The sequence below is a fragment of the Streptomyces sp. NPDC017095 genome, from assembly GCF_044332325.1.
Lineage (GTDB): Bacteria > Actinomycetota > Actinomycetes > Streptomycetales > Streptomycetaceae > Streptomyces.
In genome coordinates, this window is the sequence record NZ_JBIROU010000001.1 from 151865 (window position 1) to 177829 (window position 25965).

Sequence of the window (25965 nt, forward strand, 5' to 3'; positions counted from 1 at the left end):
GGCCGTCAGTCGACGGCGGTGAAGGCCAGTACGGCGTTCTGGCCGCCGAAGCCGAAGGAGTTGCTCACCGCGGCGCGTATCCGGTGCGGGCGCGGCGTCTTGGTGACGATGTCCAGGTCCATCGCCGGGTCGAGGGTATCCAGGTTGGCGGTGGGCGGGATGAGCTGGTGGCGCAGGGTGAGCACGGTGCAGGCCGCCTCGATGGCCCCGGCTCCGCCGATGGCGTGTCCGATGGTGCCCTTGACCGCGGTGACGGGCGGGGGCCGGTGGAAGACGCGGCGCAGCGCGTTGTGCTCGGCGGCGTCGCCCTGCGGGGTGGCGGTGCCGTGCGCGTTGACGTGGTCGATGTCCTCGGGGCCCAGGCCGGCGTCGGCGAGGGCGCCGCCGAGGGCGCGCGCGGCGCCGTCGCCGTCGGGACGCGGGGCGGTGAAGTGGTGGGCGTCGCAGGAGGCTCCGAACCCGGCGAGCAGCGCCTCGGGCCGGACGCCCCGGGCGCGGGCGTCCTCGGTTCGCTCCAGGACGAGGACGGCGGCGCCCTCGCCGAGGACGAAGCCGTCGCGGTCCCGGTCGAACGGGCGGGAGGCCGTGTCGGGCCGGTGGTTGCGGCGGGACAGGGCGCGCATCTGGGCGAAGCAGGCGGCGGTCATCCGCAGCCGGGCCGACTCGCTGCCGCCGGCCAGGACCAGGTCGCAGCGGCCGGACAGCAGCCAGTCGCGGGCCAGGCCGATGGCGGTGGTGCCGGAGGCGCAGGCGGTGCTGACCACCATGTTGGGGCCGAGGGCGCCGAGGTCCAGGGCGATCTCGGCGGCGGCCATGTTGGGCACGCTGCGGGGCAGGGCCAGCGGGGAGACCCGGTCGGGGGCGTCGCCGGCGAGCCGGTCGAACTCGGTCTGCCAGCCTTGCATGGAGCCGGTGCCGACGCCCATCACGACGCCGATCCGGGCGCCGTCCCAGCCGGCCGGGGCGAGCCCGGCGTCGGCGACGGCCTCGCGGGCGGCGAGCAGCGCGAAGGTGGTGAACCGGTCGAGCCGGCGGGCCAGCCGGTGTCCGAGCAGGGCCGCCGGGTCCAGGCCGGGCACCTGGCAGGAGAAGGCCACGGGCAGCCCGGCCAGGGCGGGGTCGGCGGCGGCGGTGGACTGGCCGGCCAGCAGTCCCGCCCAGGCCGCGTCCCGGCCGATGCCCGCCGGGGTGATCAGACCGAGCCCGGTGACGGCCACCGGGGCCCGCCGCGTACCTGCTTCCACCTGCTGCATGAGGCGTGATTATCCGGGCGGGAGCAGCCGGCCGCGGGCCGTGACCGGGCCATCGGCGCGGCATGGCGGGCGCTACCACCCGGATGAACGAACGCGTGCGCCGATCCGCCGCCGGGACCCGCCGGCTCGACGGCCGCCCGCCCCGGGACGGACGGCCCCCGGACAGCGCCACCCACACGGGACGCACGGCCCGCCCCGGCTCCCCCAGCCCGCCCGGCTCCGGCCCTCCCACCGGACCCGGACACAAAGCCCGCCCCGCCTCCCCCGACCGGCCCGGCCCCGGCTCTCCCGCCCGACCCGGACGCACGGCCCGCCCCGGCAACCCCGACCGGCCCGCTTCGGCACCGCCCCCTCCCCGGGGCCGGGCCGGGTCTACCGCCCCGGCCCGGAAGCGTCGGGGCCGTCCTCCGGGTCAGGTGTGTCCTCGGGCGCGTCGTCCGTGTCGTTCCCGGCGTCGGCCGGGTCCAGGGCCCGGACCGCGCTCGACCACGCCGCCGTGAGCGCCGCCTCCAGGTCGCGCAGGGGACGGCCGGAGGCGTCGAGGCGGAGGGCGGGGCCGATGTGGACGTGGACGCGGGGGCGGCGGGCCGGTGCGGTGGCCCAGCCGGCGAGTTGCTTGGCGTGGCCGCCGGAGGAGACCCGGCGGGCGCCCGCGTGCCCGACCGGGAACACCGGGGCGCCGGTGGACAGCGCCAGCCGGACCACCCCGGACTTCAGGCGCCCGGGCGGCCGGTCGTGGGCGGGGTGGTAGCGGGGCAGGCGGCCCTCGGGGTAGACGAGCACGCCCCGTCCGGCGGCCAGGGCGTCGGCGGCGTGCCGCAGGGCGTCCGGTGCGCGGCGGCTGCCCCGGTGTACGGGGACGTGGCCCTCCCGGGTGAGGACGCGGCCGAGCAGCGGCACCCGCCACAGTCCGGCCGTGGCCAGGACGGCGGGGCGCAGGCCGAGCCGGTGCAGGGTGCCGACGAGCAGCACCGGGTCGAAGAACGAGGTGTGGTTGGCGGCGAGGACGTACCCGCCGCCGGGCGTGCGCGGCAGGTTGCCGGTGCCGCTCACGCTCGTGTCACCGAAGACGGGCACCAGGGCCCCGGCCCACGCGTACAGCATCGGGCGCTCCTCTCGGCCGCTTCCCGCCCGGGTGCCGATCATCACCGGCCCGGTGCCCGCGCGCACGCCCGTGCCGCCCCGAATGCCCGTCCGGCGTGCGGTGCCCGGGAGCCGGTGGCTGAATGGCCGTCATGGAGTTTCTCGCCGCGTACGACGCGATCCCCGAGGACGACGTACCGCAGCGGGTGGCGCTGCTGCGGCGGACCATGGTGACCGGCAGGGCGGCCCTGTTCGCCGAACTGCGCGCCCGCCGGCCGGTGTTCACCACGCCGATCGGGGTGTTCGTCACCCGGCACCCGGATGTGCTGGAGGTGCTGTCGGCGCCCGAGACGTTCACGGTGGGCGTCTTCGGGCCGGTCCTGGAGGATGTGCTCGGCGCGCCGTTCATCCTGGCCCGGGACGGTGCCGACGTGCACTGGCGGGAGCGCGGGTACGGGCAGCTCATGCTCGCCGCCGAGGACGCGCCCCGGGTGCGGGAGCTGACCGCGCGGATCGCGGACGAGGCGCTGGACGAGGCGATCGGCCGGGGTGCGGACACCTTCGACCTCGTCCAGGACTACGCCCGTCTGGCCGCCGCCCGGGTCGCCGCCGCCTACCTGGGCTTCACCGGGATCGAGGAGGACACGCTGCACTCCTGCACCCGCCGGATGCAGTGGGCGTTCGCCGTGAACCCCGGCCGCGACCCGGAGATCCACGCGGCGGGCGTGGCCGCCGGCCGGGAACTGCGCGACCGGGTCGCCGAGGTGATCGCCCGCCGCCGGGCCACGGCCGCCGGGGACGGCCCCGACGATGTGCTCGCCCGGATGCTGGGCACCCCGCTGCCCGCCGGGTACGGCTTCGACGACGAGCGGGTCAACGCCAATCTGGTCGGCTATCTGACGGGCTATCAGCAGAACGCCACCCAGTGCACCGTCACCGCGCTCAAGGAACTCGCCGTACGTCCCGGTGTGCTGGCCGAGGCGGAGCGCGCGGCCGGCGAGGGCGACCCGGCGCGCTTCGACGCCTATGTGTGGGAGGCGCTGCGCTTCCACCCGTTTGTGCCGGTCACGCCCCGGCTGTGCGTGCGCGACCACGTGCTGGCCGCGGGCACCGGGCGGCGGACGGTGATCCCGGCCAAGAGCGTGGTGCTGGCCTGCTTCGCGTCGGCGATGTTCGACGAGGAGGTGCTCGACCGGCCCGCCGAGTTCCGGCCCGGCCGCCCGCCCGCGCACGACCTCGTCCTCGGCTACGGCGCCCACGACTGCGTCGGCAGGTACGCGGCCCGGGTCATCGTGCCCGAGCTGGTGCGGCGCGTGCTGCTGCGGCCCGGTGTCCGTCCGCTGCCCGGCGCCGAACGCGACCTGGACTACGCGGGCACCCCGTTCCCGCAGCACTACACGGTGCGGTCCGGCCGTACCGCCGTGCCCACGCCCTGACACCGGCACCGACCCGCGACCCGCGGCCCCGGCAGCGCCGGTCCGGTCCGCGAACCCACCGGAGGACCCATGACCGTCACCTCTCGTCCGTCCGGGGCCCTGCCGTGGACCGGGGCCCGGGACCGGTCCCGGGACGGGGTGCGCAACCGCTTCGAGACACATCTGCTGACCCACTACGGCCCGGCCTGGCGGACGGTGCGGCGCAGCCGGTGGCTGCACCGCAGGCTCAACTCCACGCTGACCGACCTGGCCGTGCTGAAGGCGCCGCCGCGCCCCAACCCGCTGAGCACGAAGGCCCCGTACACCTCCTGGGACTCGCTGACCGACCGGTCGTGGGTGGGCCGGCACCTGCCACCGGTGGCCGAGGTACGCCGGGACCTGCCGTCCCCGGAGCGGGTGGCCGGGCTGTTCCGCCGCGAGGGCGGGGGCCGTTACTGCACCCGGTCGAGCGCGCTGCTGCCGGCCTTCGCGCAGTGGTTCACGGACGGTTTCCTGCGCGGTCACGCGGCCACCGGCGATCCGCGCCGCACCGACTCCCCGCACACCCTGGACATGAGCCAGCTCTACGGCGACCGTGAGGAGGTCACCGCCTGTCTGCGCGCCTTCGAGGGCGGCCGGCTGAAGAGCCGGACCGTCGGCGGCGGCGAGTTCCCGCCCGCGCTGTGCGAGGGCGGCCGCGTCCTGGACGAGTACCGGCCGATCCGGCCGGTCCGGTTCGACGAGGTGCCCGAGGAGTTCGTGGACACGCTGTTCGCGTGGGGCGGGGAGCGCGCGCACGCGCACATCGGGCCGATGGCGCTGAACGTCCTGTTCCTGCGCGAGCACAACCGGGTCGCCGGGATCCTCGCCGCCGCGCACCCCGGCTGGGACGACGAACGGATCTTCCAGACCACCCGCAACACGCTGATCGTGATGATGATCCGGGTGATGCTGGAGGAGTACATCAACCACATCACGCCGTACCACTTCGACTTCGTCCTCGATCCGGTCCGCACCGACCGCGGGCGGTGGCACCGGGAGAACCGGGCGACGATCGAGTTCAGCCTCGTCTACCGCTGGCACAGCCTGGTCCCGTCCGCGTACACCCTGGCCGGCCGCACGGTGCCGCTCGTGCGGACCATCGCCAACGGGCAGCTCGTCCTGGACCGGGGCCTCGGCCCGCTGTTCGAGGACCTGTCCCGGCAGCCGGCCGGTCTGGTGGGCCTGTTCAACACGGACGAGCTGCTGCTGCCGCTGGAGGCGCACGCCGTCGCCGTGGGCCGGGAGCTGCGCCTCGCCTCGTACAACGACTACCGCGCCCACTACGGCTTCCCCCGGGTCACCGACGTCGGGCAGATCTCGGGCGACCCGCGGGTGCGGGAGGCGCTGCTCGACCTGTACGGCGACGTCGACGCGATCGACCTGTACGTCGGGCTGTTCGCGGAGGAGCCCGAGCCGGGTGCGCTCTTCGGGCGGCTGCTCGAACGCGTCATCTCCGTGGACGCGTTCTCCGAGGCGCTGAACAACCCGCTGCTCGCGCCCCGGCTGTTCGGGCCCGCCACCTTCTCCCCGGAGGGGCTGGAGATCGTCCGGCGGACCCGCGGTTTCTCGGACCTGGTGCACCGCAACCTGCCCGAGGACAAGGGCCGTTACCTCGTGTCGCTGGGCAGGAGCGCGGCCGAGGCCTCGTGCGGGGCCCGCTGAGCGGGGTCAGGCGTCGGTTCCCGCGTGGGCGCGCAACGCCTCCGCGGCGGTGCGCAGTTGGCCCGCCGCCGAGGTGCAGGAGGCGGCCTGCCGCTCCAGGGTGGGGCGGCTCCAGTCCGGGGCCGCCGGGCAGCCGGCGAGCGCGGCCGCGGTGGCGCGCAGCCGCCGGGCGTACTCCTCCATCAAGGCGGCGTCCGACCGCAACGCCGCGGCGCGCTCCAGCAGTTCGGTGGCGTACGACGTGACGTCGGGGGTCTCGGTCACCATGGAGTGCTCCCGCGAGGCGGTGGAGGGGGTGGGGATCAGCGCGGCAGGACGGCGCCGGCGCTGCGGTGGAGCATGAACTGGGGGCAGGTCAGGACGAACCGGGGGCGGGCCGCGGCGATGCCGAGCCGGCGCAGCTGCCCGGCGAGGGGTACGGCCGCCGCGGTGTCCAGCCGCAGCCGCAGGCCGCCGCCGCCGTGCAGCCGGAGCCGGCCGTGGGTCCGGACCTGGGTGCGGATGGTGCTCTCGCCCCGGCGGCCGTAGAGGATCCAGTCGGCGTCGGGGCAGCGCGCGCCGGGTCCGAGGCGGCCGTCCACGGTGAGGCCGAGGTCCGGGGAGCGGACGTCGATCCGCCGGCCCGTCAGTTCGGCGTCGACGGCCGTCCGGGTCGCGGGCTGGCCCCAGATCTCCCGGGCCACGACCCGGGCCTCCTCGCTGGTGACGGCGAGGGAGAGGAGGTACCGGCCGGTGCGCCGGAGGTCGACGCGGCGCAGCAGGTCCAGGGCGACGTCGTAGGGACGGGGCCGCCACAGGTCGTCCACCAGCACGGACAGGGCGATCTCGGCGTACGGCCCGATGGTGGTGCAGCGGTGCTCGTACAGCGAGAGCACGGCCAGGGCGTGCCGGCCGAGCCGGCTCGGGGTCATCCAGGTGACGTCCGGCAGCAGGGTGCGGGCGGTGTCCGCGTCGACGGGGAAGCACAGGTGGGCGGCGGAGGAGTCGTAGTAGCGCACGGGGACGTCGACCGGACCGGCCGCGGTGGGCAGCGAGGCGGTGGGCAGGGTGAGGAAGGGGTAGCCCTCGGGCGGGTTGGCGCGGTCCTTGAGCTGGTAGGCCTGGGTGCGCACGACGGGGCCCCGGTAGGGGGCCAGGGCCTCGTCCACGCGCAGGCGGGCCTCGGGGACGACGGTCCTGAGGTGCTCGATGTACTCGTGGATCATGTGGCACAGCGGGAACTCGTGGGTGGGCCCGGTGTAGTCGACCTCGTACCAGTTCGGGTGCGGGTCGAAGGCGGAGCCCGCGCCCCGGCCGTCGAGGACGGGCACGATGTCGTGCTGGTTGGTGATGCTCGCGACCCAGGTGCGCGGGTCGGCGGGCTTCTTGTTGTCGACCGGGGAGCCGACCGTCACCACGTGGGTGACCCGGTAGGTGCGGCAGAACTCCTCGTCCTGGGCGAGGTTCATCACCGCGATGCCGCCCTCGCTGTGCCCGATCAGCGCGAGGTCGGCGCCGCGCGGGATGCCGTAGTCGCGCAGGGCGAGCAGGAGGGAGCGGGTGTACGGCGAGTCGGGCATGAACAGGTTGCGCCAGGCGCCGATGAAGTCCTGCGGGGAGTCGTTGCGGGGGCGGCCGGGCGCCATGCCGGGCGCCTGGAGGACGTAGCGGACGACGCCGTCCGGGCCGCGCACGTTCTGCAGCAGGATCCGCCCGTCGGTGGAGAGCGTCTCGATGTTGCGCAGAAAGCCGAGGAAGGTGCCTTCCGTGGCGATGACCTGCCGTTCCTGGTCGGTCAGGGGCACGGCCTCCGCGGCGCCCTCGCCCCGGTCCAGGTTCGCCAGCCGGGCGGCGCTGACGCCGTGCAGCGGGTCGGCGGACAGCTCCCGGCCGGCGGCCAGCGCCCAGCCGGTCTCGTCGTTCTTCGGGTCCTCGTCCAGCAGGGCGCGGATGGCGAGGAGTTCGGCCATCAGCGGGGCCAGCCCGGACAGCGCGCGCTGGGCGCCCTGGTCGCGGAACAGGGCGCGCAGGGCCCGTACGGCCTCCAGGTCCCGGTCGGCGGTGACGGCCTCGGTCAGCCGGCGCATGCCGGGGTCGCGCACGAACTCGGGGTGGTCGGCCAGCACGGCGGCGATCCGCAGCCGCAGCGAGCCGACCGCCACCAGCGCCGCCAGGCTCTCCCGGCCCAGCACCTCGCCGGCCGCGCCGAGCAGGTGGCCCACGCCCCTGGGCGCGGTGATCGCGGAGCCGCCGAGGCCCTGTCTGGTGGTCAGAGCCCGCAGCAGCGCCCACTGGGCGGCCAGGCCGGTGCGGGGCCGGCGGCGCGCGGAGACGGTCAGGGCCGGGGAGAACAGCGCGGTGCTGGTGCGGGCGGACACCGCGCGGATGCCCTCGGCGACGTCCACCACGTCGCGCGCGCACCGGCGCAGCAGTTCCTTGGTCTCCTGGCCGTCCGGCACGGGCCGTCCGGGTGCGGTGCCGTCCGCGCGCATCCGACGCTCCCTCTGCTCGACGACATGGGGCGGGAGGTGCGGGCGCCGCGCCGTGGCGCGGCGCCCGCTCCCATGGTCGGCCAGCGGGGCGGCGCCCGCACCTTCATCCATCCAGGTAGAGGATGTCCGCCGGGGCCGCGCCGGGCGCCGAGCCTGGGCGCCGGGTGCCCGGGGCGGGCGCATAATCGCCGCACATGACCCCCTGCACTGCCCCGCGCCGCCTCGCGGGAGGCGCGCCGTGACCCTGTCCCCCGACCACCCGGAGGGCCTGCCCGCCCCGCTCCCCGACACCGTCCCGGTCGGACTGCCGCTGCGCACCAGCCCGCTCCCCGACACCGTCCCGGTCGGACTGCCGCTGCGCACCGGCTATCTGCTCACCCTCGTGGTGGGCCCGCTGGCCGTGCTGGCGCTGGCGCTGCCGGCCGCCCTGGCCGGCGGCTGGGGGCCGCGCTGGTACGACGCGGTCCTCGGCGCCGGCATGTACGCGCTGGCGATCATGGGCATCACCGCCGGCTACCACCGGCACTTCACCCATCTGTCGTTCAAGGCGAAACGGCCGCTGCGGATCGCCCTCGGGATCGCGGGCGGCCTCGCGATGGAGGGACCGGTGACCCTGTGGGTGGCCGAGCACCGGCGCCACCACCAGTACGCGGACCGGGACGGCGACCCGCACTCGCCGTGGCGGTACGGCACCGGCCGACGGGCGCTGCTGAGGGGGCTGTGGCACGCGCAGGTCGGCTGGTTCTCCTCCTCGCCGGTCCGCTCCCACCATCCGCGCTACGTCCCCGACCTGCTCGCCGACCCCGACGTGCGCCGCCTGGACCGCTGTTACCCGCTCACCATCGCCGTCTCGCTGGCGCTGCCGCCGGCGCTGGTCTGGGCGCTCACCCAGGACGGGCGGTCGGCGCTGGTCACCTTCTTCTGGGCGAGCCTGGTCCGGTACGCCGTCGTCCACCATGTCACCTGGTCGGTCAACTCCGTGGCCCACGCCTTCGGCTCCCGTCACTACGCGACCCGCGACCAGTCCCGGGACGTGCCCTGGGTGGCCCTGCTGACCTTCGGCGAGGGCTGGCACAACCTCCACCACGCCGACCCCAACAGCGCCCGGCACGGCGGGCTGCGCGGCCAGCCGGACCTGACGGCGTGGCTGATCGCCCGGTTCGAGCGGTGGGGCTGGGCGTACGACGTGCGCTGGCCGGACGAGCGGCGGATCAGCGCCCGGCTGCGCGACGGGGCGGCCGGCCGGTGGGCGCCGGACCGTCAGCCGCCCGCGAAGTAACGGGAGAACGGGGTCGAGTCGACGGCGAACATGCCGCTGAAGGGCTCGTTCAGCTGGTAGACCAGCAGCACGGTGAAGGTGATGAGTCCGGTCAGGCCCATCACCATCACCACGTGCGTGACGCTGCGCCGTACGCCGAACATGAACATGAAGGCAACGGTCAGCACGCCGCCGACGATCAGCCCGAACCACAGCACGGGTGACATGGAGCTTCCCACGTCCGCCTCCCGGCCGCGCCGGGCGTCGTCCAGGGTGCTGAGCTGGGCCAGGATCTCCTGGAGCGTGGCCTGCTGGGCGAGCGTGGCGTCGGCGGGGAGCCGGCCCGCCGCCCGCAGGTCGTTCAGCAGGTCCCAGCCGCGCCGGCCCGGCGGCTGTCCGCCGGTCATGGCGGGCCACTCCTCGCTCACGACCTGGTGGACGTACGCGTCCACGGCGGTCCTGGTCCGTTCGCCCTCCAGCGCCGGCAGCCCCGCCGAGAGCAGGCGGATCTGGTGGGCGGCGCTCGCCTCCGCCTGCACATGGCCCTCCGCGCCGGACCGCGTCTCCCACACCGACACCATCGACAGACCGAGCACGAGGGCGTAGAGCACGCCGACCATCATGGAGATGTACTCGGCGACGTCCTCGCGGGGTTCCTCGTCCGGGGCGGGCGGCCAGTAGCGGTGCCGGATCACCACGATGCCGGCGGCGACCACGGCGATGCCCAGAACGACGGCGAAGGTCTCGATCATCGGCTCGGATGCTCCTGTCGTCTACGTGTGCTCGGTGGCGTAGGGGTGCTCGGCGGCGGGAACGGCGGCTACTTGCCGATGCGCCGCGAGCCGAGGAGCGCGGCGGCGAGGGCGGCGGGGATCAGCAGCAGCAACAGCGCGGCGAGCAGCCCGAGCCCGGTGGGCCCACCGCTGGGCCGGATGAAACGGGAGGTGATGGAGGGGTTGCGGGGGGAGGCGTGCGCGGTCGGGGAGGTGCGGGGGGTGGAGGGGGAGTTGGGGGTGGTCGACTGACCGCCGGTGCCCTGGCCGCCGGTGGCCTGACCGGCAGTGGTCTGACCTGCGGTGGTCTGACCGCCGGTGGCCTGACCGGCAGTGGTCTGGCCTGCGGTGGTCTGACCGCCGGTGGCCTGACCGGCTGTGGCCTGGCCGCCAGTGGCCTGGCCTGCCGTGGACTGGCCGCCTGCGGATTCGCCGCCGGTCGACTGGCCGCCCGTGGACTGGCCGCCGGTTGCTTCGCCTCCCGTGGTGGTCCCGCCCTGGCCGGCTGAGGCGCCGGCGACGGCTCCCGCCGTCCCTCCGCCGACCGCACCCGCTGTTGCTCCGCCGGCCGCGGCTCCGCCTCCGGCCCCGGCTCCTCCACCGGTCGCGGCTCCGCCCCCGCCGGCAGCCGCCGCTCCGCCTGTTGCGGCGCCTCCACCTGCTGCGGCGCCCGCACCGCCGGCAGCGCCCGCACCGCCGGCAGCGGCGGCAGCACCGGCCCCAGCAGCGGCGCCCGCACCGGCAGCAGCGCCGGCCCCAGCCCCGGCCCCAGCCCCGGCCGCAGCACCCGCGCCACCGGCAGCCGCTCCCGCGCCGGCACCTGCGGCTGCTCCCGCCCCGGCGGCCGCGCCCGCTCCAGCGCCGGCACCCGCACCCGCGCCCGCCCCCGCTGCTGCACCAGCACCAGCACCAGCACCAGCACCAGCGGCTGCCCCTCCACCGGCACCCGCACCCGTGCCCGCCGCCGCCCCGGCACCTGCCCCGGCGACCGCTCCAACGCCCGCAGCCGCGCCCGCCCCCACACCTGCTCCCGCTGCCGCTCCGGCCCCCGCTGCCGCGCCGACGCCCGCCGCCGCTCCCGCGGCCCCGGCTCCAGCCGCCGCACCCGCACCGGCACCGGCAGCCGCACCCGCCCCTCCCGCAGCGGCACCCGCCACCGCACCGGGCGCACCGCCGCCAGGCCCGGGTACGGCCCCACCCGGCACCGGCACGATCACTCCGGGGACAGGTGCCGGTGCGCCGGGCAGGGGCAGCGGCAGGGGTGGCGGGAAGACGGTTCCGGGCGGCACGGGCAGGACCGGCGGCACGGGCGGCGGCACGGGTACGGGGGCGGGCGGGGCCGGAACGGGCGGCGCGGGGACGGACGGGACCGGCGGCGGTACGGGGACGGGGAGAGGTGGCGACGGGACCGGGACGGGTGTGGGGGCCGGCGGAGCGGGCGGCGGGGGCGGTGGGTACAGGGTGAACCCGCCGGTCGCCCAGGCCTTGAGCGGGGGCGGCCACTCCGGACAGCCGTCGGGCCGCAGGGTCTTGATCCGGTCGGTTCCCTTGACGTGTCCCTCGCTGAAGTACTCCCCCGGTGGCCGCTCCACCGTCGCCACGCAGCGCGCCGAGCCGCCCGGCTCCAGACTCGGGACGGTATCGTCGCCGGACGGGCAGACGATGACGGGCGACTGGAGCACCGGGTCGGTGATCCGCAGGTCGAACACCGTGCGGTTGCCGGTGTTGGTCACGTCGTAGAACACGGTGGCCCGGCCGAGGGCCAGGGCCCCGTCGTAGATCTCGCCGCCGGGCAGCACGGTCTCGGGCAGTGCCGTCATCACCGTCTCGGAGAGGGACAGCCGTCCGCCGACGCCCGCGTAGCCGGACCGGTAGGCCGCCCGGGACTCGTAGCCGAGGGAGGGCACGCGGCCGACGGCCGTGACGTCCGCGGTCCGGACGCCCTCGCGCGCGGTGGACCAGGCGGTGCAGGTCGCCGTGTCGAGGCCGCGGAGCATCGGGACGTGATCGCCGCCGCCGGGGCAGCGGATGGCGGCGTCGGGCAGTTCCGGGTCGCTGACGCGGACGTCGTACAGGTCGGCCCCGGTCCGGTTGACCAGGCGGTACGTCTTGACGAGCGGGTGGCCGACGCGGATGCCCGGGTCGATCGCCTCCGTGCCGGGCCTGGTGTCGACGGTGACCTCCAGGGCGAGCCCGCGACTGCCCGCGCCGTCGGCGACGGCGCGGTCCGCCGCCCCGGCGCACATGGTCAGGAGCAGCGGAAGCACCGTGGGGAGGCGGGCCGCGAGGGTCCGCCCCTGCCTCCCTGTCACCGCTACGAGCACAGGGAGAGGATTAGCAGGGCCCTGTCCGGGCGGCCGCGGTCCACGCCGGTCACGCGGCGTGATCGTATGAAGATCACTCCGGTGGCCGCGTGGGGGGGCCCGGCGGTATGCCCGGCCCTCTCAGCCGCCGGGCATCAGGCCCGCCGCGAGCGTGGCTCCCAGCTCCCAGCACGCCTGCGTGGCGGCCTTGTCCGGCTCCCCGGTGACGGTCACCGGCTCCGCCGCCCGGCGCCACCCCAGGCCGGTGGTGACGGCCTCGACGGCGCGCACGGCACCGGTGACGTCGTTGCCGCCGTGGACGTAGTAGCCGAAGGGGCGGCCCCGGGTCTCGTCCAGACACGGATAATAGATTTGGTCGAAGAAGTGCTTGAGCGCGCCCGACATATAGCCGAGGTTGGCGGGCGTGCCGAGCAGGTAGCCGTCGGCTTCCAGCACGTCGGAGGCGGTGGCCGAGAGGGCGGCCCGGCGTACCACACGGACGCCCTCGATCTCCGGTGTCGTGGCGCCCGACACGACGGCCTCCAGCAGGGTCTGGCAGTTCGGCGACGGGGTGTGATGGATGATCAGCACAGTAGGCACACCCGGCACCCTGCCCCGTGGCCGCCGCCCGTGCAAACGACGGGCCGCGGCGGGCGTCGCGAGGGGACGGACGGCCGGGGAGGACGGAAGGAGTCGCCGTGACCGAGGAGAACCGCCGGGCGCCGGCCGCCGCGGTGTTCGACGCGCTGGGCCTGGACTACGAGCGGGCGTTCGCCGGCTCCGCTGCGCACCGGGCGTCGTTGCGCCGGCTGCTGGAGCGGCTGGCACCGGGCAGCAGGGTGCTGGACGTGGGCAGCGGGACGGGACGCCCGACCGCGCACACGCTGGCCGAGGCCGGGCACCGGGTGCTGGGCATCGACGTCTCGCCGGTCATGGTGGACCTGGCCGCCCGGCAGGTGCCCGGGGCCGAGTTCCGGCTCGCCGACATCCGTGAGACGCCGCTGCCGGAAGCCTCGTTCGACGCCGTGTGCGCGTACTTCTCGCTGCTCCAGATGTCGCGCGCCGAACAGGCGGACGTGGTGGCCAGGCTGGCGCGCGCGGTACGGCCCGGCGGTCTGGTCGCGCTGGCCACCGTGCCCGTGGACGTGGAGGACGCCCAGGGCCTCTTCATGGGCCAGCCGGCGTCGCTGACCAGTTTCAGCGCGGAGGCGTTCACCGACCTGGTGACCGGCGCCGGTCTGACGGTGCTGGCCGAGGAGCGGACCCTGTTCGCCCCGGACCACCCCGGGGCCGTGCCCGAGCCGCAGCTGTTCCTGCACGCCCGGCGGGAGACGGGGCCCTCCGCGAGCGGGTGAGCCGTACTCCCTCCGGCGTTGCCCCGGCCCTCGGCTACAGTGACGGCTCCGAACCGGAGGGGAGACGACAGTGCAGGTCAGGGTGGGGACGGTCGGGGGCGGCGTGGTCGCCGCGGCGGCGCTCGCGGCGCTGCTCGGCGGGTGCGCACAGCCGGCGGACGACGACGGGAAGAAGTCCGCGAGCACGCCGTCCGGCAGCACGGGGGCGACGGCCGGGGACACGTCGGCGAAGGCCGCGGCGGCGCGCGGCGGCACGGTGGGGCCCGCTGGTTCGGCCTGTGAACTGCCCGTCAGGTTCGCCGTCGCCCAGGGCTGGAAGGCCAAGGCGGTCGAGGCCGTGAAGGAGCCGGCACAGACGGCGAACGGCGGGGACGACGACCTGGCGGCGGCGCTCGACGGCCTCCTCCGGCAGGGACCGGTCACCGCGGCCTGCGAGATCGACGCCAAGCCGGCCGGCCACCTCGGCTTCCTGCGCGTGTGGACCGGCGGGCCCGGCGACGCGGACGCGGGCGGGGTGTTGCGCGCGTTCGTCGCCGCCGAGGACGGCTCGGGCAAGGCGGCGTACCACTCCTTCACGACCGGCGGCGGCCTCGCCGCCGTGGAGGTGGAGTACCTGTACACCAGCAAGCTGCTGGAGGAGACCAAGAAGGAGAGCGCCTTCGCCGTCAGCACGCCCGGCGGCCCGGTCGTCCTGCACCTCGGCGGCCTGGACACCGGGGAGCACGAGGCGATGCGGCCGGCGTACGAGCTGGCCAAGCAGACCCTCGGGCTGTCCTGACGGCCGTCGGCCGGGCCGCTCAGTCCGTGGCCGTGGCCCGGCCCAGATAGGTGAGGGGACCGGCGTCCGGCACCCGGATCGGATGGAAGCCGACCCGGTCGTAGAAGGCGCGGGCGGCGGTGTTGGCGGTGACCATGCCCAGGTGGACCGCCTGGACACCCTGTCCGCGCAGGGCACGCAGGAAGGTGTGCAGCAGACGGCGGCCGTGTCCCTGCCCCTGCCAGCGGGGCAGCAGGTCGATGTGCAGATGGGCCGGGTAGCCGGCGAGTTCCGGCACGAGCATCCGCTCCGGGTGGTGCAGGAGGTGGATCATCTCCTCGGCGGGCGTGCGCGGCGGTCCGGCGGGCCTGGGGTAACGGTCGGCCAGCCGGGGGATCCAGTCCCGCCGGAACTGCTCGACGAAGCGCCCGGTGTCCGCGGTGCCGAGGAGGTATCCCACGGCCCGGCCCGTGCCGTCGTCCAGCACGAAGGCGAGGTCCGGGTCGAAGTGGCAGTACGGCTCGGCGAAGATCGACGGCAGGAGACGGAGGTCGGGGTAGATCGCCCGGGAGTCGCCTCCGGCATGCGCGGTACGGACGCAGACATCGGCGACGGCGTCGCGGTCGGCAGGGCGGTAGGGCCGGATGACGGGGTACGGGTGCGGGGTTGCCATGGGGCTATCCTGCGGGGTTTGGGAGCGCTCCCACAAGGATGAGGGCCGATCGCGGGGCCTGCCGGGCGGGGCGGAGGCGTTGGCGTTGGCGTTGGCGTCAGTAGCGCAGGCGCCTGGCCCGGAGCAGCATGAACAGGCCCGAGAGGGCGAGCAGTGTGCCGGCGGCCGCGGACCAGAGGTGGACTCCGGTGCCGGCCAGACCACTTGGCGCCGCTTGGGGCTGAGCCCGGGGAGCCGGGGGCAGGGAGGCGGGCGGTGCCGGGGCGGTTGCCGGGGCCGGGGCGGTTGCCGGGGCCGGGGCGGTGTCGTGGGTGTCGCTCTTGGTGCTGGGCGCCGGTGCGGAGACGGCGGTCCCGCCGGACGCCGTGGGCGTCGCCGCCGTACCGGAGTCGCCCGAAGGCCGGCAGGCGCGGCCCGTGTTGACACAGTCGACCATCTCGCGCATCAGGTCCTCGTCGAAGACGTTGATGAAGTCGCCGTGGTCGGTGACGGGCTTGTGCAGTTGCTCGGGGAAGGAGTCCACCGCGAACAGCGGGACGGTACGGCCACCGTCCGAGACGCTCGGCGCGGGGACGTCGTAGACGATGCGCTGCACCAGTTGCGGAATCGCCCGGAAGCCGGCCGGGCAGGAGCCGTCCGGCGCGGTGAAGGCCACGTGGGTGCGGTGGTTGGCGCTGTCGGTGTTGCGGCCGTCCCAGCAGCTCTGGAAGCGGAAGGTGCGCACCACGTCGCTGCCCGGCGGGCACAGCGGGTACTTGTCCGTCAGTTGCCGGTCCTCGTAACCGGTGCAGCTCCACGACGCGTTGGCGTTCCCGGGACCGTTGACGAACGCCTTGGCGTCGCCGGTGACGACACGCAGCAGGCGCGGCATGGCGGTGACCTTGCCGCGCGGGTTGCCCACGAACGTCAGCGTCACCTCCTCAGGCGTGACGATCTGGCCGGTGTTGCCCTCCGTACCGCCGCCCGGGGCCCCGGCGTCCCGTTCCGGCCTGCCGTTCTGCAGGCGCAGCACCGGCCAGTAGTACGCCGACTTGTCGCCCTTGTTCACGCAGCTCGTGGCGGCGTTCGCCAAGTCCGTGTCGGTGGCGAAGGCGTTGGTGGACTGGTTGCCGATGTAGTCGTGGACGTGGTGGGCGCCGTTGGCGACTCCGGGGGCGACGATCAGGTTGTCGGAGTTGAACAGGCCGCCCGCGTTCACCCCGCAGTCGGAGGTGAAGGTGCCGCGCGAGGCGCCGGGCCGAGGCGGCGGGGCGGGCGCGTCCGGCGGTACGGCGGTGATGTCGGCGTAGTCGGAGGCGACGGGCCCGTTGCCGCCCTGCCCCGCACCGGCCTGCGGGCCGGCGGGCGGGACGGGTCCGGCGGTGTCCGGGACGGATGCGGCGCTCCGGCTCTCGGAGGCGAAGGCGTAGACGTTCGCGGCGACGAGCCCGGCTCCGCCGAGTATCAGGGCGACCGCCGTGAGGATCGCGCGTCGCGCGCGGGGCGGGCGTCTGCGCCTGTTGCGTGCCAAGGTCGTTTCCCTGTGTGTGATCACCGGTCGGGTATGGAGTTCCCCGACCTCATACGGATGGCGAGGCCGCCGTGTTCACACGAGGCCGCCGTGTTCACACGAGGCCGTCATTTTCAACGGAGTCGCGCGTGCGCCGGAACACACAGGAAAGCACGGTTCACACCTCTGGGGCGTCGCACGTCATCACGAAGATCACGCATACGTATCGGGCATTCCGCGCCTCAACCTTCACACGTGGCACACACGTTGGCTAGGTTGACGCGAGGCCGCCGCCCGGCAGCACCCGGCGTGCCGCCCAACTGCCTTGCGGGGCGAGGAAGGAGCACGTCTTCGATGGCGCCGGATAGCCGCGACGAGGTTCGGCAGCGGATCGACTTCCTGTACGACCAGGCCGAGAACGACACCGGCAATTTCAACGCCACCCGGGCCATGGCCGTCCGGGCGCGCTCCCGCGGAGTGCCACCGGCCAGGCGGCCGGGCCGGCGTCCCGGCCCGGAGCCGATGTCGGAGCCGGACGAGATCACCCGGCAGTGGTTCGACACGGCACGCACCGCGCTCGGCCCGACCGTCCCCGCCGTACTGCCCGCCGCCCGCCTGCCCGACCGGGCACCCGCCCCGGCCCGCCTTCCGTCGATCGGCGAGGGCGCCATCCTGCCGGGCGCCGGCCCGGCGGCGGCCCTGGAACCGGGCCCGTCCGGCCCGGCGCCCGCGGCCCTGGAGGACGGTACGGACGGGTCACCGGCCGTGCCTGCGGCGAACGCGCTCCCTACGGCAAGCGCGATGACCACACCGCTTCCGACGGGTGCGGTGACTGCACTGCCTGCACGGGCTGTGCTGACCGCGGCACCCGAGGGAGGCGCGCCGGTCACGCCACCCCCGGCCGCACCGCTGGACGCCTCGCCCGGGAGAGGTGTGGCGGCCCCGGCGCCCGACAGCGCTGCGACGGTCGCGCTGACAGTCGGGGGCGTCATGCCGCAACCGCCGGTGGTTCGCGTGGCGGGTGAGGTACCCGGTGCCGTGTCGCTCCAGCCCCAGCACCAGTCCTTCGGCATGCCCCCGGAGCCGGCCACCCCCGGTGATCCGCTCACCCACCACGCCACCCTGTCCACCCCGCCGATGCCCCTGCCCACGGCAACCGCAACCGCAACGATCACGACACCGGCACCCCCGCCGGCCCCGGCGCCAGCCACTCCACACCCGGCCTCCCTCGCCCTCGCGCCCACCCCCACCTGGGCTTCCGGGTCCCCCCTCACCGATGCTCCCGTCCCGGAGCCGCCGGGTGCCCTGCGTGCGCTGCGTGCCGCCAAGGCGGTCGCGTTCGCCCGGGCGCAGGTCGGCAAGCCGTGCGTGTGGGGTGCGACCGGACCGGACTCGTACGACTGCTCCAGCCTCACCCGGGCCGCCTGGCGGGCCGCCGGGGTGACGTTGCCGCGCGCCGCGTACGAACAGGCGCTGGCCGGGGCCCCGGTGACGGTGGCCACGATGGAGCCCGGCGATCTGGTCTTCTTCTTCGACGACGAGCGGCACGTGGGCCTCCACGTCGGCGGCGGCATGATGGTGCACGCTCCGGGACCCGGTTCGTCGGTGCGCGAGGAGTCGATCTACGGCGCCGGCGAGGCGGCGATCCGCCGGATCATCCGGCCCGCCTGAGACCGCCCGGCGTGAGCCATAACGGCCTGCTCTCCCGAAGCTGCGGCAAAGTGACCTCAATCCCCGCCCGCGTCCGGCGGTTGGAGTTGCGGGCGGCACCACGGGCCGTAACCAGCCGAGTCGACCGGAGCCTCGTGATGCGTCTTGGCCGGCCGGTCAGCCCGTGGAGGTCACCAGTCCGACCCGGTAGGCGAGGACGACGGCCTGGACTCGGTCGCGTAGGCCGAGTTTGGCCAGGATTCTCGACACGTAGGTTTTGACCGTCTCGGGAGTGATGTAGAGCTGCGCGGCGATCTCCGCGTTCGACAGTCCCTCGGCGATCTGCCGGAGCACCTCCAGCTCGCGCGGGGTCAGTGCCCGTACCACGTCCTCCCTGGCCGGCCGGGACGTGTCGGCCGGGCGCAGGTGTGCGGCGAAGTGGCCGATGAGGTGGCGGGTGACGGCGGGGGCCAGCAGGGTCTCGCCCCGGGCGACCGTCCGGATGCCGTTGACCAGCTCCGCCGGGGGCGCGTCCTTGAGGAGGAAGCCGCTGGCCCCGGCACGCAGCGCGTCGTAGACGTAGGCGTCGACGTTGAAGGTGGTGACGACCAGCACCTTCGGGGGTGCCTCGGCGTCGGGGCCGGCGAGTTGCCGGGTCGCCTGGATGCCGTCGAGCAGGGGCATCCGGATGTCCATCACCACCACGTCGGGACGCAGGCGCCGTGCGGCCCGGACCGCCTCGTGCCCGTTCTCGGCCTCTCCGACGACCTCCAGGTCGGGCTGGGCGGAGAAGATGGTGACGTAGCCGGTGCGCACCAGTGCCTGGTCGTCGCAGACGAGCACACGGATCGGCGGCGGCGCATGGCTCACGGGGTCACTCCGGTGGGGGCTTGGACGGAAGGGTGGCGTGGACCTCGAACCCGCCTTCGGGCCGGGGTCCGGCCTCCAGTTCACCACCGGCCATCCACGCCCGTGCACGCAGCCCCGCCAGTCCGCGCCCGCCCCCAGGGCCCGTCTGCCGCACGGCGGGTGGGGCCGCCGGGGAGGCGGTGGGCCCGTCGGTGGTCACCGTGATCACGATGCGCTCCTCGCCGTGCCGGACCAGGACCCGTGTCGGCTGCCCGGCGGCGTGCTTCATCGCGTTGGTGAGCGCCTCCTGCACCACCCGGTACGCGGCCAGCTCCACGTCCACGGACTGCGCTCGCCGCTCGCCCCGCTCGCTGAACTCGACCGGCTGCCCCGACCAGCGGGCCTGTTCGACCAGGTCGCCGAGCCGTCCCAGGGTGGGTGCCCGGTCCGCGCGCGCCGGGCCCGCAGACGCCGACTCGCCGGTCGCCTCCAATACGCCGAGCAGGTAGCGCAGTTCTGTCAGCGCCCGCCGGCCGGTGTCGCTGACGGCCGACAGTCCCTCGCCGGCCTTGTCCGGTGCGGAGGTGAGCAGGAACTGTGCCGCGTCCGCCTGGACCACCATGGCCGTCACATGATGGGTGACCACGTCGTGCAACTCGCCGGCGATGCGTGCCCGCTCCGCGGCCGTGGCCACTTCGGCGGCCAGCCGCCGCCGCTGCGCCTCCTCCGCCCGCCGTGTGCGTACGGCGCTCCCCACCAGCCAGAACGCGCCCAGCGTCAGATAGAACGCGAGATAGTCCGCGATGCCCTGCGGTGAGCCGAGGCGGTTCAGGACGAGGGCCAGTGCGGCGTAGCCCGCGCTCACCACGCCCGCCAGAGCGTGGCGGAGGCGGACCTGGTGGGCCCCGGCCGAGTACAGGGCCAGATACAGCCCCAGACTCCCGGACGTCGTCGCGAAGCCCAGCGCCTGGTACACGGCGAACGCGCCCGCGACGACAGCCAGACAGCCCGCGGGCCATCGCCGGCGGGCCGCCAGCGGCAGGGTCTGGGCCAGGATCAGCCCGATGCTCGGCACGCTCACCGGCCGCTCGGGCAGATCCCCGATCTGCGCCCCGATGTGGGACACGGTGGGCACGAAGGCCAACAGGGCCAGCGCCAGGGCGAGGACGCCGTCCTTGAGGAAGGCGTCCCGCTCCTCCCACCAGTCGAGCGGCGCACGGAACAGCGCACGGCTCCAGGGCGCCTGAGGGAATGTCACTACCGTTTCCTCCGGTCAGCCGGCCTGGGTGTGTCGTGCGGATCGGCGGGGCAGCAGACGGCCGCCGCGGCGGGCGAGGACGACCATGCGGACGGCGAGCAGCACACCGAGGACGACGGGCACCAGCGCCGCCTCCAAGCCGAAGCCACCGCCGGTCAGCACGGCGGAGCCATGCGCGTCGACGGTGAACAGGCCCTCGGCGGTGTGCCCGGAGACCGGGATGCCGAGCAGCCCCTCGGTGGTGTTCCAGGCGAAGTGCAGCCCCGCGACGAACCAGATGTTACGCCGCCACAGGAACGCGGCGCCGAGCATCACGCCCGCCTCCACGGCGATCGCCAGCGCGCTCCACACACTGGCTTCCGGAACGCTCAGATGGGCGATGCCGAAGAACAGCCCGGTGATCACGATGGCGGCCCGGCTGCCCCACAACTGCTCCAGGGCCTGGAGCGCGAGACCGCGGAACAACAACTCTTCGGTGACCGCGGCGCCGGTCTGCACCATGACCGCGGACCAGACGACCGCCGTGAAGCCGTGGCCCGCCCAGGAGAACGAGTAACCCCCGAACGCCGTGATCAGCAAGGCGGACACCGCTACGAAGCCCAGGCCGGTCGCGCCGCCCAGCAGCGCCTCCCCGCCGGCTCCCCGCCGGGCGATCTCCGGCGTCGGGCGTCGCGCGACACGGCGCATGACCAGCCAGTACACGGCCAATGCGGCCACCGCACCCAGCGCCGGAACCGGACCGGGGCCCGTGGCGGTCAGGGCCGAGACCAGGCCGACGCCGACCAGGCCCGTCACCATCCAGCCGAGCGGAGAGCGGACGATCCGGCCGAGACGGCCGCCGCGCGCGCCGGGATCGTCGGAGCCCGGGCCCGGGCCCGGGCCGGGGACTCCGGCGCGCCGTGCGGTGGATGGTGTACTCATGGTGGCCCCCTGTCGCGGTCGCCCCGGCGGCGACCCGACCACCACGCTAGGAATCCGGCGCCGTCCGCGAATCACCCGCGCATGGACAGCTCCTGTAGCTCTCGCGGGGGATGCGCCCGGGAAACGTCGTACGTACCGCCCGCCCGGTGGGGAGCCTGGGTGGTTCGCGACAGCAGGGCCATAAGTGCGGCCTGGGTGAGCCATAAGACCGACTTATGAGGTCATAGACCAGACCCCCGTACCAACTTAGGGCTGCCTTAGTTTAGGCTTCCTGATCAAGTCGCCCATTTTCACGCGAAGGGAACCTGATCATGCCGCGCGCCCTGCGGGTAGCCATCGTCGGAGCCGGCCCCGCCGGGATCTACGCCGCCGACGCCCTGCTCAAGTCCGAGGTGGCCGCCGGCCCCGGTGTGTCCATCGACCTCTTCGAGCGGATGCCCGCCCCGTTCGGCCTGATCCGGTACGGCGTCGCGCCCGACCACCCGCGCATCAAGGGCATCATCACCGCCCTGCACCAGGTGCTGGACAAGCCGCAGATCCGGCTGTTCGGCAACGTCGACTACCCGACGGACCTCGGCCTGGATGACCTGCGCGCCTTCTACGACGCGGTGATCTTCTCCACCGGCGCGATGGCCGACCGCGACCTGTCCATACCCGGCATCGACCTGGACGGCTCCTACGGCGCCGCCGACTTCGTCTCCTGGTACGACGGCCACCCGGACGTGCCGCGCACCTGGCCGCTGGAGGCCGAGAAGGTCGCCGTCCTCGGTGTCGGCAACGTGGCCCTGGACGTGGCCCGCATCCTGGCCAAGACCGCCGACGAACTGCTGCCGACCGAGATCCCGCCGAACGTCTACGACGGTCTGAAGGCCAACAAGGCCGTGGAGATCCACGTCTTCGGCCGCCGTGGCCCGGCGCAGGCGAAGTTCAGCCCGATGGAGCTGCGCGAGCTGGACCACTCGCCGAACATCGAGGTCATCGTCGACCCCGAGGACATCGACTACGACGAGGGCTCGATCGAGACCCGGCGCGGCAACAAGCAGGCCGACATGGTCGCCAAGACGCTGGAGAACTGGGCGATCCGGGACGTCGGCAACCGTCCGCACAAGCTGTTCCTGCACTTCTTCGAGTCGCCCGCCGAGATCCTCGGCGAGGACGGCAGGGTCGTCGGCCTGCGCACCGAGCGCACCGCCCTGGACGGCACCGGCAACGTCAAGGGCACCGGCGTCTTCAAGGACTGGGACGTCACGGCGGTCTACCGCGCGGTCGGCTACCTCTCCGAGAAACTGCCCAAGCTGCCCTGGGACATCGCCTCCGGCACCGTCCCGGACCAGGGCGGCCGCGTCGTCGAGGAGGGCGGCACCCCGCTGCAGTCCACCTATGTCACCGGCTGGATCCGGCGCGGCCCGGTCGGTCTCATCGGCCACACCAAGGGCGACGCCAACGAGACCGTCGCCAATCTGCTGGACGACTACGCGAACGGCCGCCTGCACACCCCGGCCACGCCCGAGCCGGAGGCCGTGGACGCCTTCCTCGCCGAGCGGAACGTCCGCTTCACCACCTGGGAGGGCTGGTACCGCCTGGATGCCGCCGAGCGGGCCCTCGGCGAGCCGCAGGGCCGCGAACGGGTGAAGCTGGTCGAGCGTGAGGACATGCTGCGGGAGAGCGGGGCGTAAGGCCCCGGCTCCACCGGCGGGACGGCGGGGGCCGGCGCGAGTGCGCCGGCCCCCGCGGCCGCGCGGCCCGCGCCGGACCGGAGCGGTTCGTCTTCCTGAAGATCGCCCGCACGTGACGACGAAGCCCCAGCTCATCCGTGCAGGAGCACGGCAGATTGGCCGTATCTCGTCTGCCGTCCCATGACCCCGCACCGGCTTAATGATGCTCCCGCGTCACGCACCGCGCGGGTGGGTGTGACGACAGCACGGGGGAACCATGGATGGCACCGGCGGCATCGGCGTACCACGTCCCGGGACACCTCCCTGGCCTCCGCCACAACTTCCGCCCCAGCCCTCGTCTCCTCCGTCCCAGCCGCCTCCTCGGATACCGCCGATGCCGCTGCCTCCCCGCCGGGGAAGGCCACTGGAACTCCGGGTCCAGCGGCAGATCCTGTGGGTGGGGTCGGCGGCGGTGCCGTTGCGCAATGTCAGCTGGGTCGAAGTGTTCAGACTGAAGCGCGCCTGGGGCAAGGCCGGCGTCTACTCCCTGCTGCTGGTGGTCGCCGTCCTCTTGGTCTCCGCCCGGCTCGACTCCACGGACGGGGGCGGCGGCTCTGCCCCGAACGTCCTGGTCCTGTTCCCCCTGATCGTCGTCTTCGTCGTCCTGGTCTGGCCGAGGAAGCCGGTGCTGGTCGTCGAGATGAACAGCGGTTCCAGGGTGGTCCTGACCCTGCCGACCATGGATGAGCTGCGGGCGATCGCCGGGCAGATCGTGTACGCGATCGACCACCCGGAATACGAGTTCTCCGCCGTCCTTCAGCAGTACAACACCACGAACAACTTCGGTTCCGTCGTCAACCTGAACGGCGGCAGGGGAAACACGGGGATCAGACTGTGAGCGACACGTCGAACTACTACGGGGACGTCGTCAACGTGAACGGCGGCGAAAAGGTCGTCGGCATCAACCACGGCACCGTCGTCCACCACGACGGCACCGCTCAGGACACCGGGCTCCAGGCCGCCGTGACGGACCTCACCCTCCTCCTCGACGACCTGCGCCCGGCGCTCGCCCCGGAGCAGGCCCGGACCGTGGAGAACGCGCTGCCCGCGCTCACCCCCGACCGGGCCGCCCTGCGTGAGCGCGGCATGATCCTGGCGTCCGTCGCGCAGATCGCGGCGACCGTGGGCGAGGTGGGCAGGCCCGTCATGGAGGCGCTGGGGCGGCTGCTCGCGCTGCTGGGCTGACGGTCCGCGGGCCCCGGCGTACGGCGTGCGCTCCGTGCGCCGGTCGCACTCCCGGGCGACGCGCGGCGCCGGGCCCCCGCGCCCCGGTCGCGCCGCCGAGCGGTGATACTGGGAGGCGCACCCGCCCCCGTCAGCAGATTGGCTCATGTCGAACTCCGCCGCCGACCACGCCACCGTCCCGCAGACGCTCTGGGCGGTGCGGGGCCGTCACACCGGTCCCGCCCCCGAGGACGTCGTCCGCCGCACCTTGCGCCGGCACAAGGAGAGCGGGGACATCGACGACTTCGCCGAGCCGGCCGCGGCCGGGGACCTTGGCCTGCGGGTCTTCGAGGCCCGCTGGCGGGCCGGGGGCACGGTGACCGTGCGGGCCCGGCTGACCCTCGTACCGCCGCGGGACCGGCTCACGGGGCACGAGTGGCGGCTGGTCGCGGAGGCCGAGCGGCCGTGGGACGACGCGTGGCCCTCGCCGGCGACCCTGTTCTGGCCCGACGGCGCCGCCGACGAGGACGGCGACGGCTCCTGGGACCATCACCCCGCGGTCCCCGGGCTGCGCTTCCGGCACGTCAACACGCTGCCCGAGGACGACAAGGAGATGCGGCGCCGGCTTCGGGACGCGGCCCGGGAGGCGTGGTGCGTCCATGTCGTCGTGCACGAGGCGATGACCCCCGACGAGCGGGGCCGGCGGCCGCTGGCCCGGCTGCTCCCGCCCGGACTGCGCCACCGCGTGATCGAGCACCGGGCCGCCCCGCAGCAGCTGCGCGGAGTCAACTGGGCCCTGAAGGACCTCGGCGTCGAGGTGCCGCGCGGCGGCGCGGTCCTGCTGCCGCCGGATCCGGCGCCGGACGGCTACGACGGCCGGGAGCACAGCGTACGCAACGTCTTCCTGGACGGTTCGGAGCCGGCCGAGCTGATCGCAGCCCTGCGGCACTTCGTCGCCCTGCCCCGGCCGCTGTCCCAGGGGGCCGCGGAGGCGCTGGCCGACCTGCGCGAGAACTGGACCCTGCTGACCCTGCGCGAGGAGCTGGAGGCCCAGCGGCGGCTGGTGGCTATGTACGCCGAGGCGCTGGAGGCGATGACGAAGTCGCGGGACCTGTACAAGGAGGCCGCCGAGCAGGCGCTGGAGGCCCTGGCCGCCTACCGCGACGTCCCGGTGCCCACCCTGCCCCAGCAGCGGCCCGGCTCCCGCTCGCCGGGCGCGTTGCAGCAGCTCACCCGGACGTTCGAGCGGCTGCGGCTGCCGGGCAGGGGCCGCCAGCCGGAGCCGGAACACTCCGGCGCGGCGGCGTCGGCGGACGCGCCTGGCACACCGGACGGCGCACCGGACGCGTCCGGTGCGCCGGAGGAGATCGTGCGGGAAGGCGTCGGGGGTACGGGCCGCGGGGACGGGAAGGCGTCCTAGAGCGGTCCGGACCACCGGCCGGGCCTGCTCGGCGCGCGGACCGGAGAACGCGGACTGGAGAACGCGGACCGCGGAGCGCGGAGCGCAGAGGGCGGACCGGAGAAGGAGCGAGGATGGACACGACCACGACCCTGCTGGTGCTCGGCGGCGTCGTCGCGGCGGTGCTGCTCGCCGTCGCGGTCGTCCTGCTGGTGCGGCTGGTGCGGACCCGGCAGACGCTGCGGCGCGCGGGGCTGCCGACCGGTCCGCGCTGGGTGTTCTGGGGCGCGGTCGCGTATCTGCTGCTGCCCACCGACCTGATGCCCGACCCGGTCTACCTGGACGACATCGGCGTCCTCCTCCTCGCCCTGCGCAGCCTGCGCAGCGCCCGGCCGCTGCCGGGCGGGACGAAGGACGCCTGACCGGCCCAGGCCCGGCCCGGCTCGCTATGGGTGATCCGCCGGCGAGGGGACCG

Annotated in this window: 23 protein-coding genes; 11 read left to right on the plus strand and 12 right to left on the minus strand. The window is 74.7% G+C overall.

Translation table 11 applies throughout. The features are described 5' to 3' along the window. Positions 1 to 5 precede the first annotated feature (5 nt). Positions 6 to 1253: a beta-ketoacyl-[acyl-carrier-protein] synthase family protein gene (locus tag ACH4OA_RS00635; RefSeq protein WP_397945437.1), complete on the minus strand. Its 1248-nt coding sequence runs from the start codon at positions 1251 to 1253 to the stop codon at positions 6 to 8. A gap of 372 nt (positions 1254 to 1625) precedes the next feature. After that, entirely contained in the window at positions 1626 to 2357 is a 732-nt protein-coding gene (locus ACH4OA_RS00640) for a lysophospholipid acyltransferase family protein (protein WP_397966899.1), read from the minus strand. Between the two features lie 131 nt (positions 2358 to 2488). Here ACH4OA_RS00640 and ACH4OA_RS00645 point away from each other — a divergent pair, with 131 nt between their 5' ends. Together ACH4OA_RS00645 and ACH4OA_RS00650 are read left to right on the plus strand one after the other, a co-directional pair. Further along, on the plus strand, positions 2489 to 3772 hold the full coding sequence (locus tag ACH4OA_RS00645; protein WP_397934893.1) for a cytochrome P450: 1284 nt from the start codon (positions 2489 to 2491) through the stop codon (positions 3770 to 3772). Positions 3773 to 3841: 69 nt separating this feature from the next. Continuing rightward, the gene (locus tag ACH4OA_RS00650) at positions 3842 to 5455 is read left to right on the plus strand and encodes a peroxidase family protein (protein ID WP_397945441.1); all 1614 of its coding nucleotides are present in this window, start codon (positions 3842 to 3844) and stop codon (positions 5453 to 5455) included. A 6-nt stretch (positions 5456 to 5461) separates the two neighbouring features. Here the strand turns inward: ACH4OA_RS00650 and ACH4OA_RS00655 are convergent, their stop codons facing one another. After that, positions 5462 to 5722, minus strand: coding sequence for a hypothetical protein (locus ACH4OA_RS00655; protein ID WP_397966900.1), 261 nt, complete (start codon positions 5720 to 5722; stop codon positions 5462 to 5464). A 35-nt stretch (positions 5723 to 5757) separates the two neighbouring features. Then, positions 5758 to 8037 carry an acetoacetate decarboxylase family protein gene (locus ACH4OA_RS00660; protein ID WP_397966902.1) on the minus strand — a complete coding sequence of 760 codons (2280 nt, stop codon included), beginning with the start codon at positions 8035 to 8037 and terminating at the stop codon, positions 5758 to 5760. 127 nt (positions 8038 to 8164) lie between these two features. Here ACH4OA_RS00660 and ACH4OA_RS00665 point away from each other — a divergent pair, with 127 nt between their 5' ends. Next, positions 8165 to 9205: an acyl-CoA desaturase gene (locus ACH4OA_RS00665; RefSeq protein ID WP_397966904.1), complete on the plus strand. Its 1041-nt coding sequence runs from the start codon at positions 8165 to 8167 to the stop codon at positions 9203 to 9205. Here ACH4OA_RS00665 and ACH4OA_RS00670 read toward each other — a convergent pair. The 3 genes from ACH4OA_RS00670 to ACH4OA_RS00680 form a co-directional block, all read right to left on the minus strand. Beyond that, a complete protein-coding gene (locus tag ACH4OA_RS00670; RefSeq protein ID WP_365880459.1) occupies positions 9187 to 9936 on the minus strand; it encodes a hypothetical protein in 750 nt (249 codons plus the stop codon). The two genes, ACH4OA_RS00665 and ACH4OA_RS00670, sit on opposite strands and share 19 nt — an antisense overlap. A 68-nt stretch (positions 9937 to 10004) precedes the next feature. Beyond that, entirely contained in the window at positions 10005 to 12269 is a 2265-nt protein-coding gene (locus tag ACH4OA_RS00675; RefSeq protein WP_397966906.1) for a hypothetical protein, read from the minus strand. A 132-nt stretch (positions 12270 to 12401) separates the two neighbouring features. Then, entirely contained in the window at positions 12402 to 12860 is a 459-nt protein-coding gene (locus ACH4OA_RS00680) for an NAD(P)H-dependent oxidoreductase (RefSeq protein ID WP_365883547.1), read from the minus strand. Positions 12861 to 12958: 98 nt separating this feature from the next. Between ACH4OA_RS00680 and ACH4OA_RS00685 the strand changes: the two genes are divergently transcribed. After that, a complete protein-coding gene (locus ACH4OA_RS00685; RefSeq protein WP_365883548.1) occupies positions 12959 to 13615 on the plus strand; it encodes a class I SAM-dependent methyltransferase in 657 nt (218 codons plus the stop codon). Between the two features lie 70 nt (positions 13616 to 13685). Then, on the plus strand, positions 13686 to 14393 hold the full coding sequence (locus ACH4OA_RS00690) for a lipoprotein (RefSeq protein WP_397966909.1): 708 nt from the start codon (positions 13686 to 13688) through the stop codon (positions 14391 to 14393). A gap of 19 nt (positions 14394 to 14412) precedes the next feature. On the opposite strand, the gene ACH4OA_RS00695 is transcribed toward ACH4OA_RS00690, so the two are convergent. Both ACH4OA_RS00695 and ACH4OA_RS00700 read right to left on the minus strand, forming a co-directional pair. Continuing rightward, positions 14413 to 15045 (minus strand): GNAT family N-acetyltransferase, encoded by a 633-nt coding sequence (locus tag ACH4OA_RS00695; RefSeq protein ID WP_397945446.1) that lies wholly within the window; start codon positions 15043 to 15045, stop codon positions 14413 to 14415. A 97-nt stretch (positions 15046 to 15142) separates the two neighbouring features. Next, on the minus strand, positions 15143 to 16555 hold the full coding sequence (locus ACH4OA_RS00700; protein WP_397966911.1) for a DUF1996 domain-containing protein: 1413 nt from the start codon (positions 16553 to 16555) through the stop codon (positions 15143 to 15145). 333 nt (positions 16556 to 16888) lie between these two features. Between ACH4OA_RS00700 and ACH4OA_RS00705 the strand changes: the two genes are divergently transcribed. After that, the gene (locus ACH4OA_RS00705) at positions 16889 to 18205 is read left to right on the plus strand and encodes an NlpC/P60 family protein (RefSeq protein ID WP_397966913.1); all 1317 of its coding nucleotides are present in this window, start codon (positions 16889 to 16891) and stop codon (positions 18203 to 18205) included. A gap of 156 nt (positions 18206 to 18361) precedes the next feature. On the opposite strand, the gene ACH4OA_RS00710 is transcribed toward ACH4OA_RS00705, so the two are convergent. From ACH4OA_RS00710 to ACH4OA_RS00720, 3 genes are read right to left on the minus strand one after another with little or no spacing between them, the layout of a single operon-like run. Further along, a complete protein-coding gene (locus ACH4OA_RS00710; RefSeq protein ID WP_397966915.1) occupies positions 18362 to 19054 on the minus strand; it encodes a response regulator in 693 nt (230 codons plus the stop codon). 4 nt (positions 19055 to 19058) lie between these two features. Continuing rightward, positions 19059 to 20291: a sensor histidine kinase gene (locus tag ACH4OA_RS00715; protein WP_397966917.1), complete on the minus strand. Its 1233-nt coding sequence runs from the start codon at positions 20289 to 20291 to the stop codon at positions 19059 to 19061. A gap of 15 nt (positions 20292 to 20306) precedes the next feature. Next, complete coding sequence (locus tag ACH4OA_RS00720) at positions 20307 to 21212, minus strand: lysostaphin resistance A-like protein (protein ID WP_397966920.1); 906 nt, start codon at positions 21210 to 21212, stop codon at positions 20307 to 20309. A gap of 311 nt (positions 21213 to 21523) precedes the next feature. Here ACH4OA_RS00720 and ACH4OA_RS00725 point away from each other — a divergent pair, with 311 nt between their 5' ends. The 5 genes from ACH4OA_RS00725 (at position 21524) to ACH4OA_RS00745 (ending at position 25912) form a co-directional block, all read left to right on the plus strand. Next, positions 21524 to 22888: an FAD-dependent oxidoreductase gene (locus tag ACH4OA_RS00725; RefSeq protein WP_397966921.1), complete on the plus strand. Its 1365-nt coding sequence runs from the start codon at positions 21524 to 21526 to the stop codon at positions 22886 to 22888. A 373-nt stretch (positions 22889 to 23261) separates the two neighbouring features. Continuing rightward, a complete protein-coding gene (locus ACH4OA_RS00730) occupies positions 23262 to 23765 on the plus strand; it encodes a DUF6232 family protein (RefSeq protein WP_397934909.1) in 504 nt (167 codons plus the stop codon). Further along, a complete protein-coding gene (locus tag ACH4OA_RS00735) occupies positions 23762 to 24112 on the plus strand; it encodes a hypothetical protein (protein ID WP_397934910.1) in 351 nt (116 codons plus the stop codon). The genes ACH4OA_RS00730 and ACH4OA_RS00735 overlap by 4 nt, the downstream gene beginning before the upstream one ends. 145 nt (positions 24113 to 24257) lie before the next feature. Continuing rightward, entirely contained in the window at positions 24258 to 25511 is a 1254-nt protein-coding gene (locus ACH4OA_RS00740) for a hypothetical protein (protein WP_397934912.1), read from the plus strand. Between the two features lie 113 nt (positions 25512 to 25624). After that, positions 25625 to 25912 (plus strand): DUF1232 domain-containing protein, encoded by a 288-nt coding sequence (locus ACH4OA_RS00745; RefSeq protein WP_397945451.1) that lies wholly within the window; start codon positions 25625 to 25627, stop codon positions 25910 to 25912. Positions 25913 to 25965: the final 53 nt, after the last annotated feature.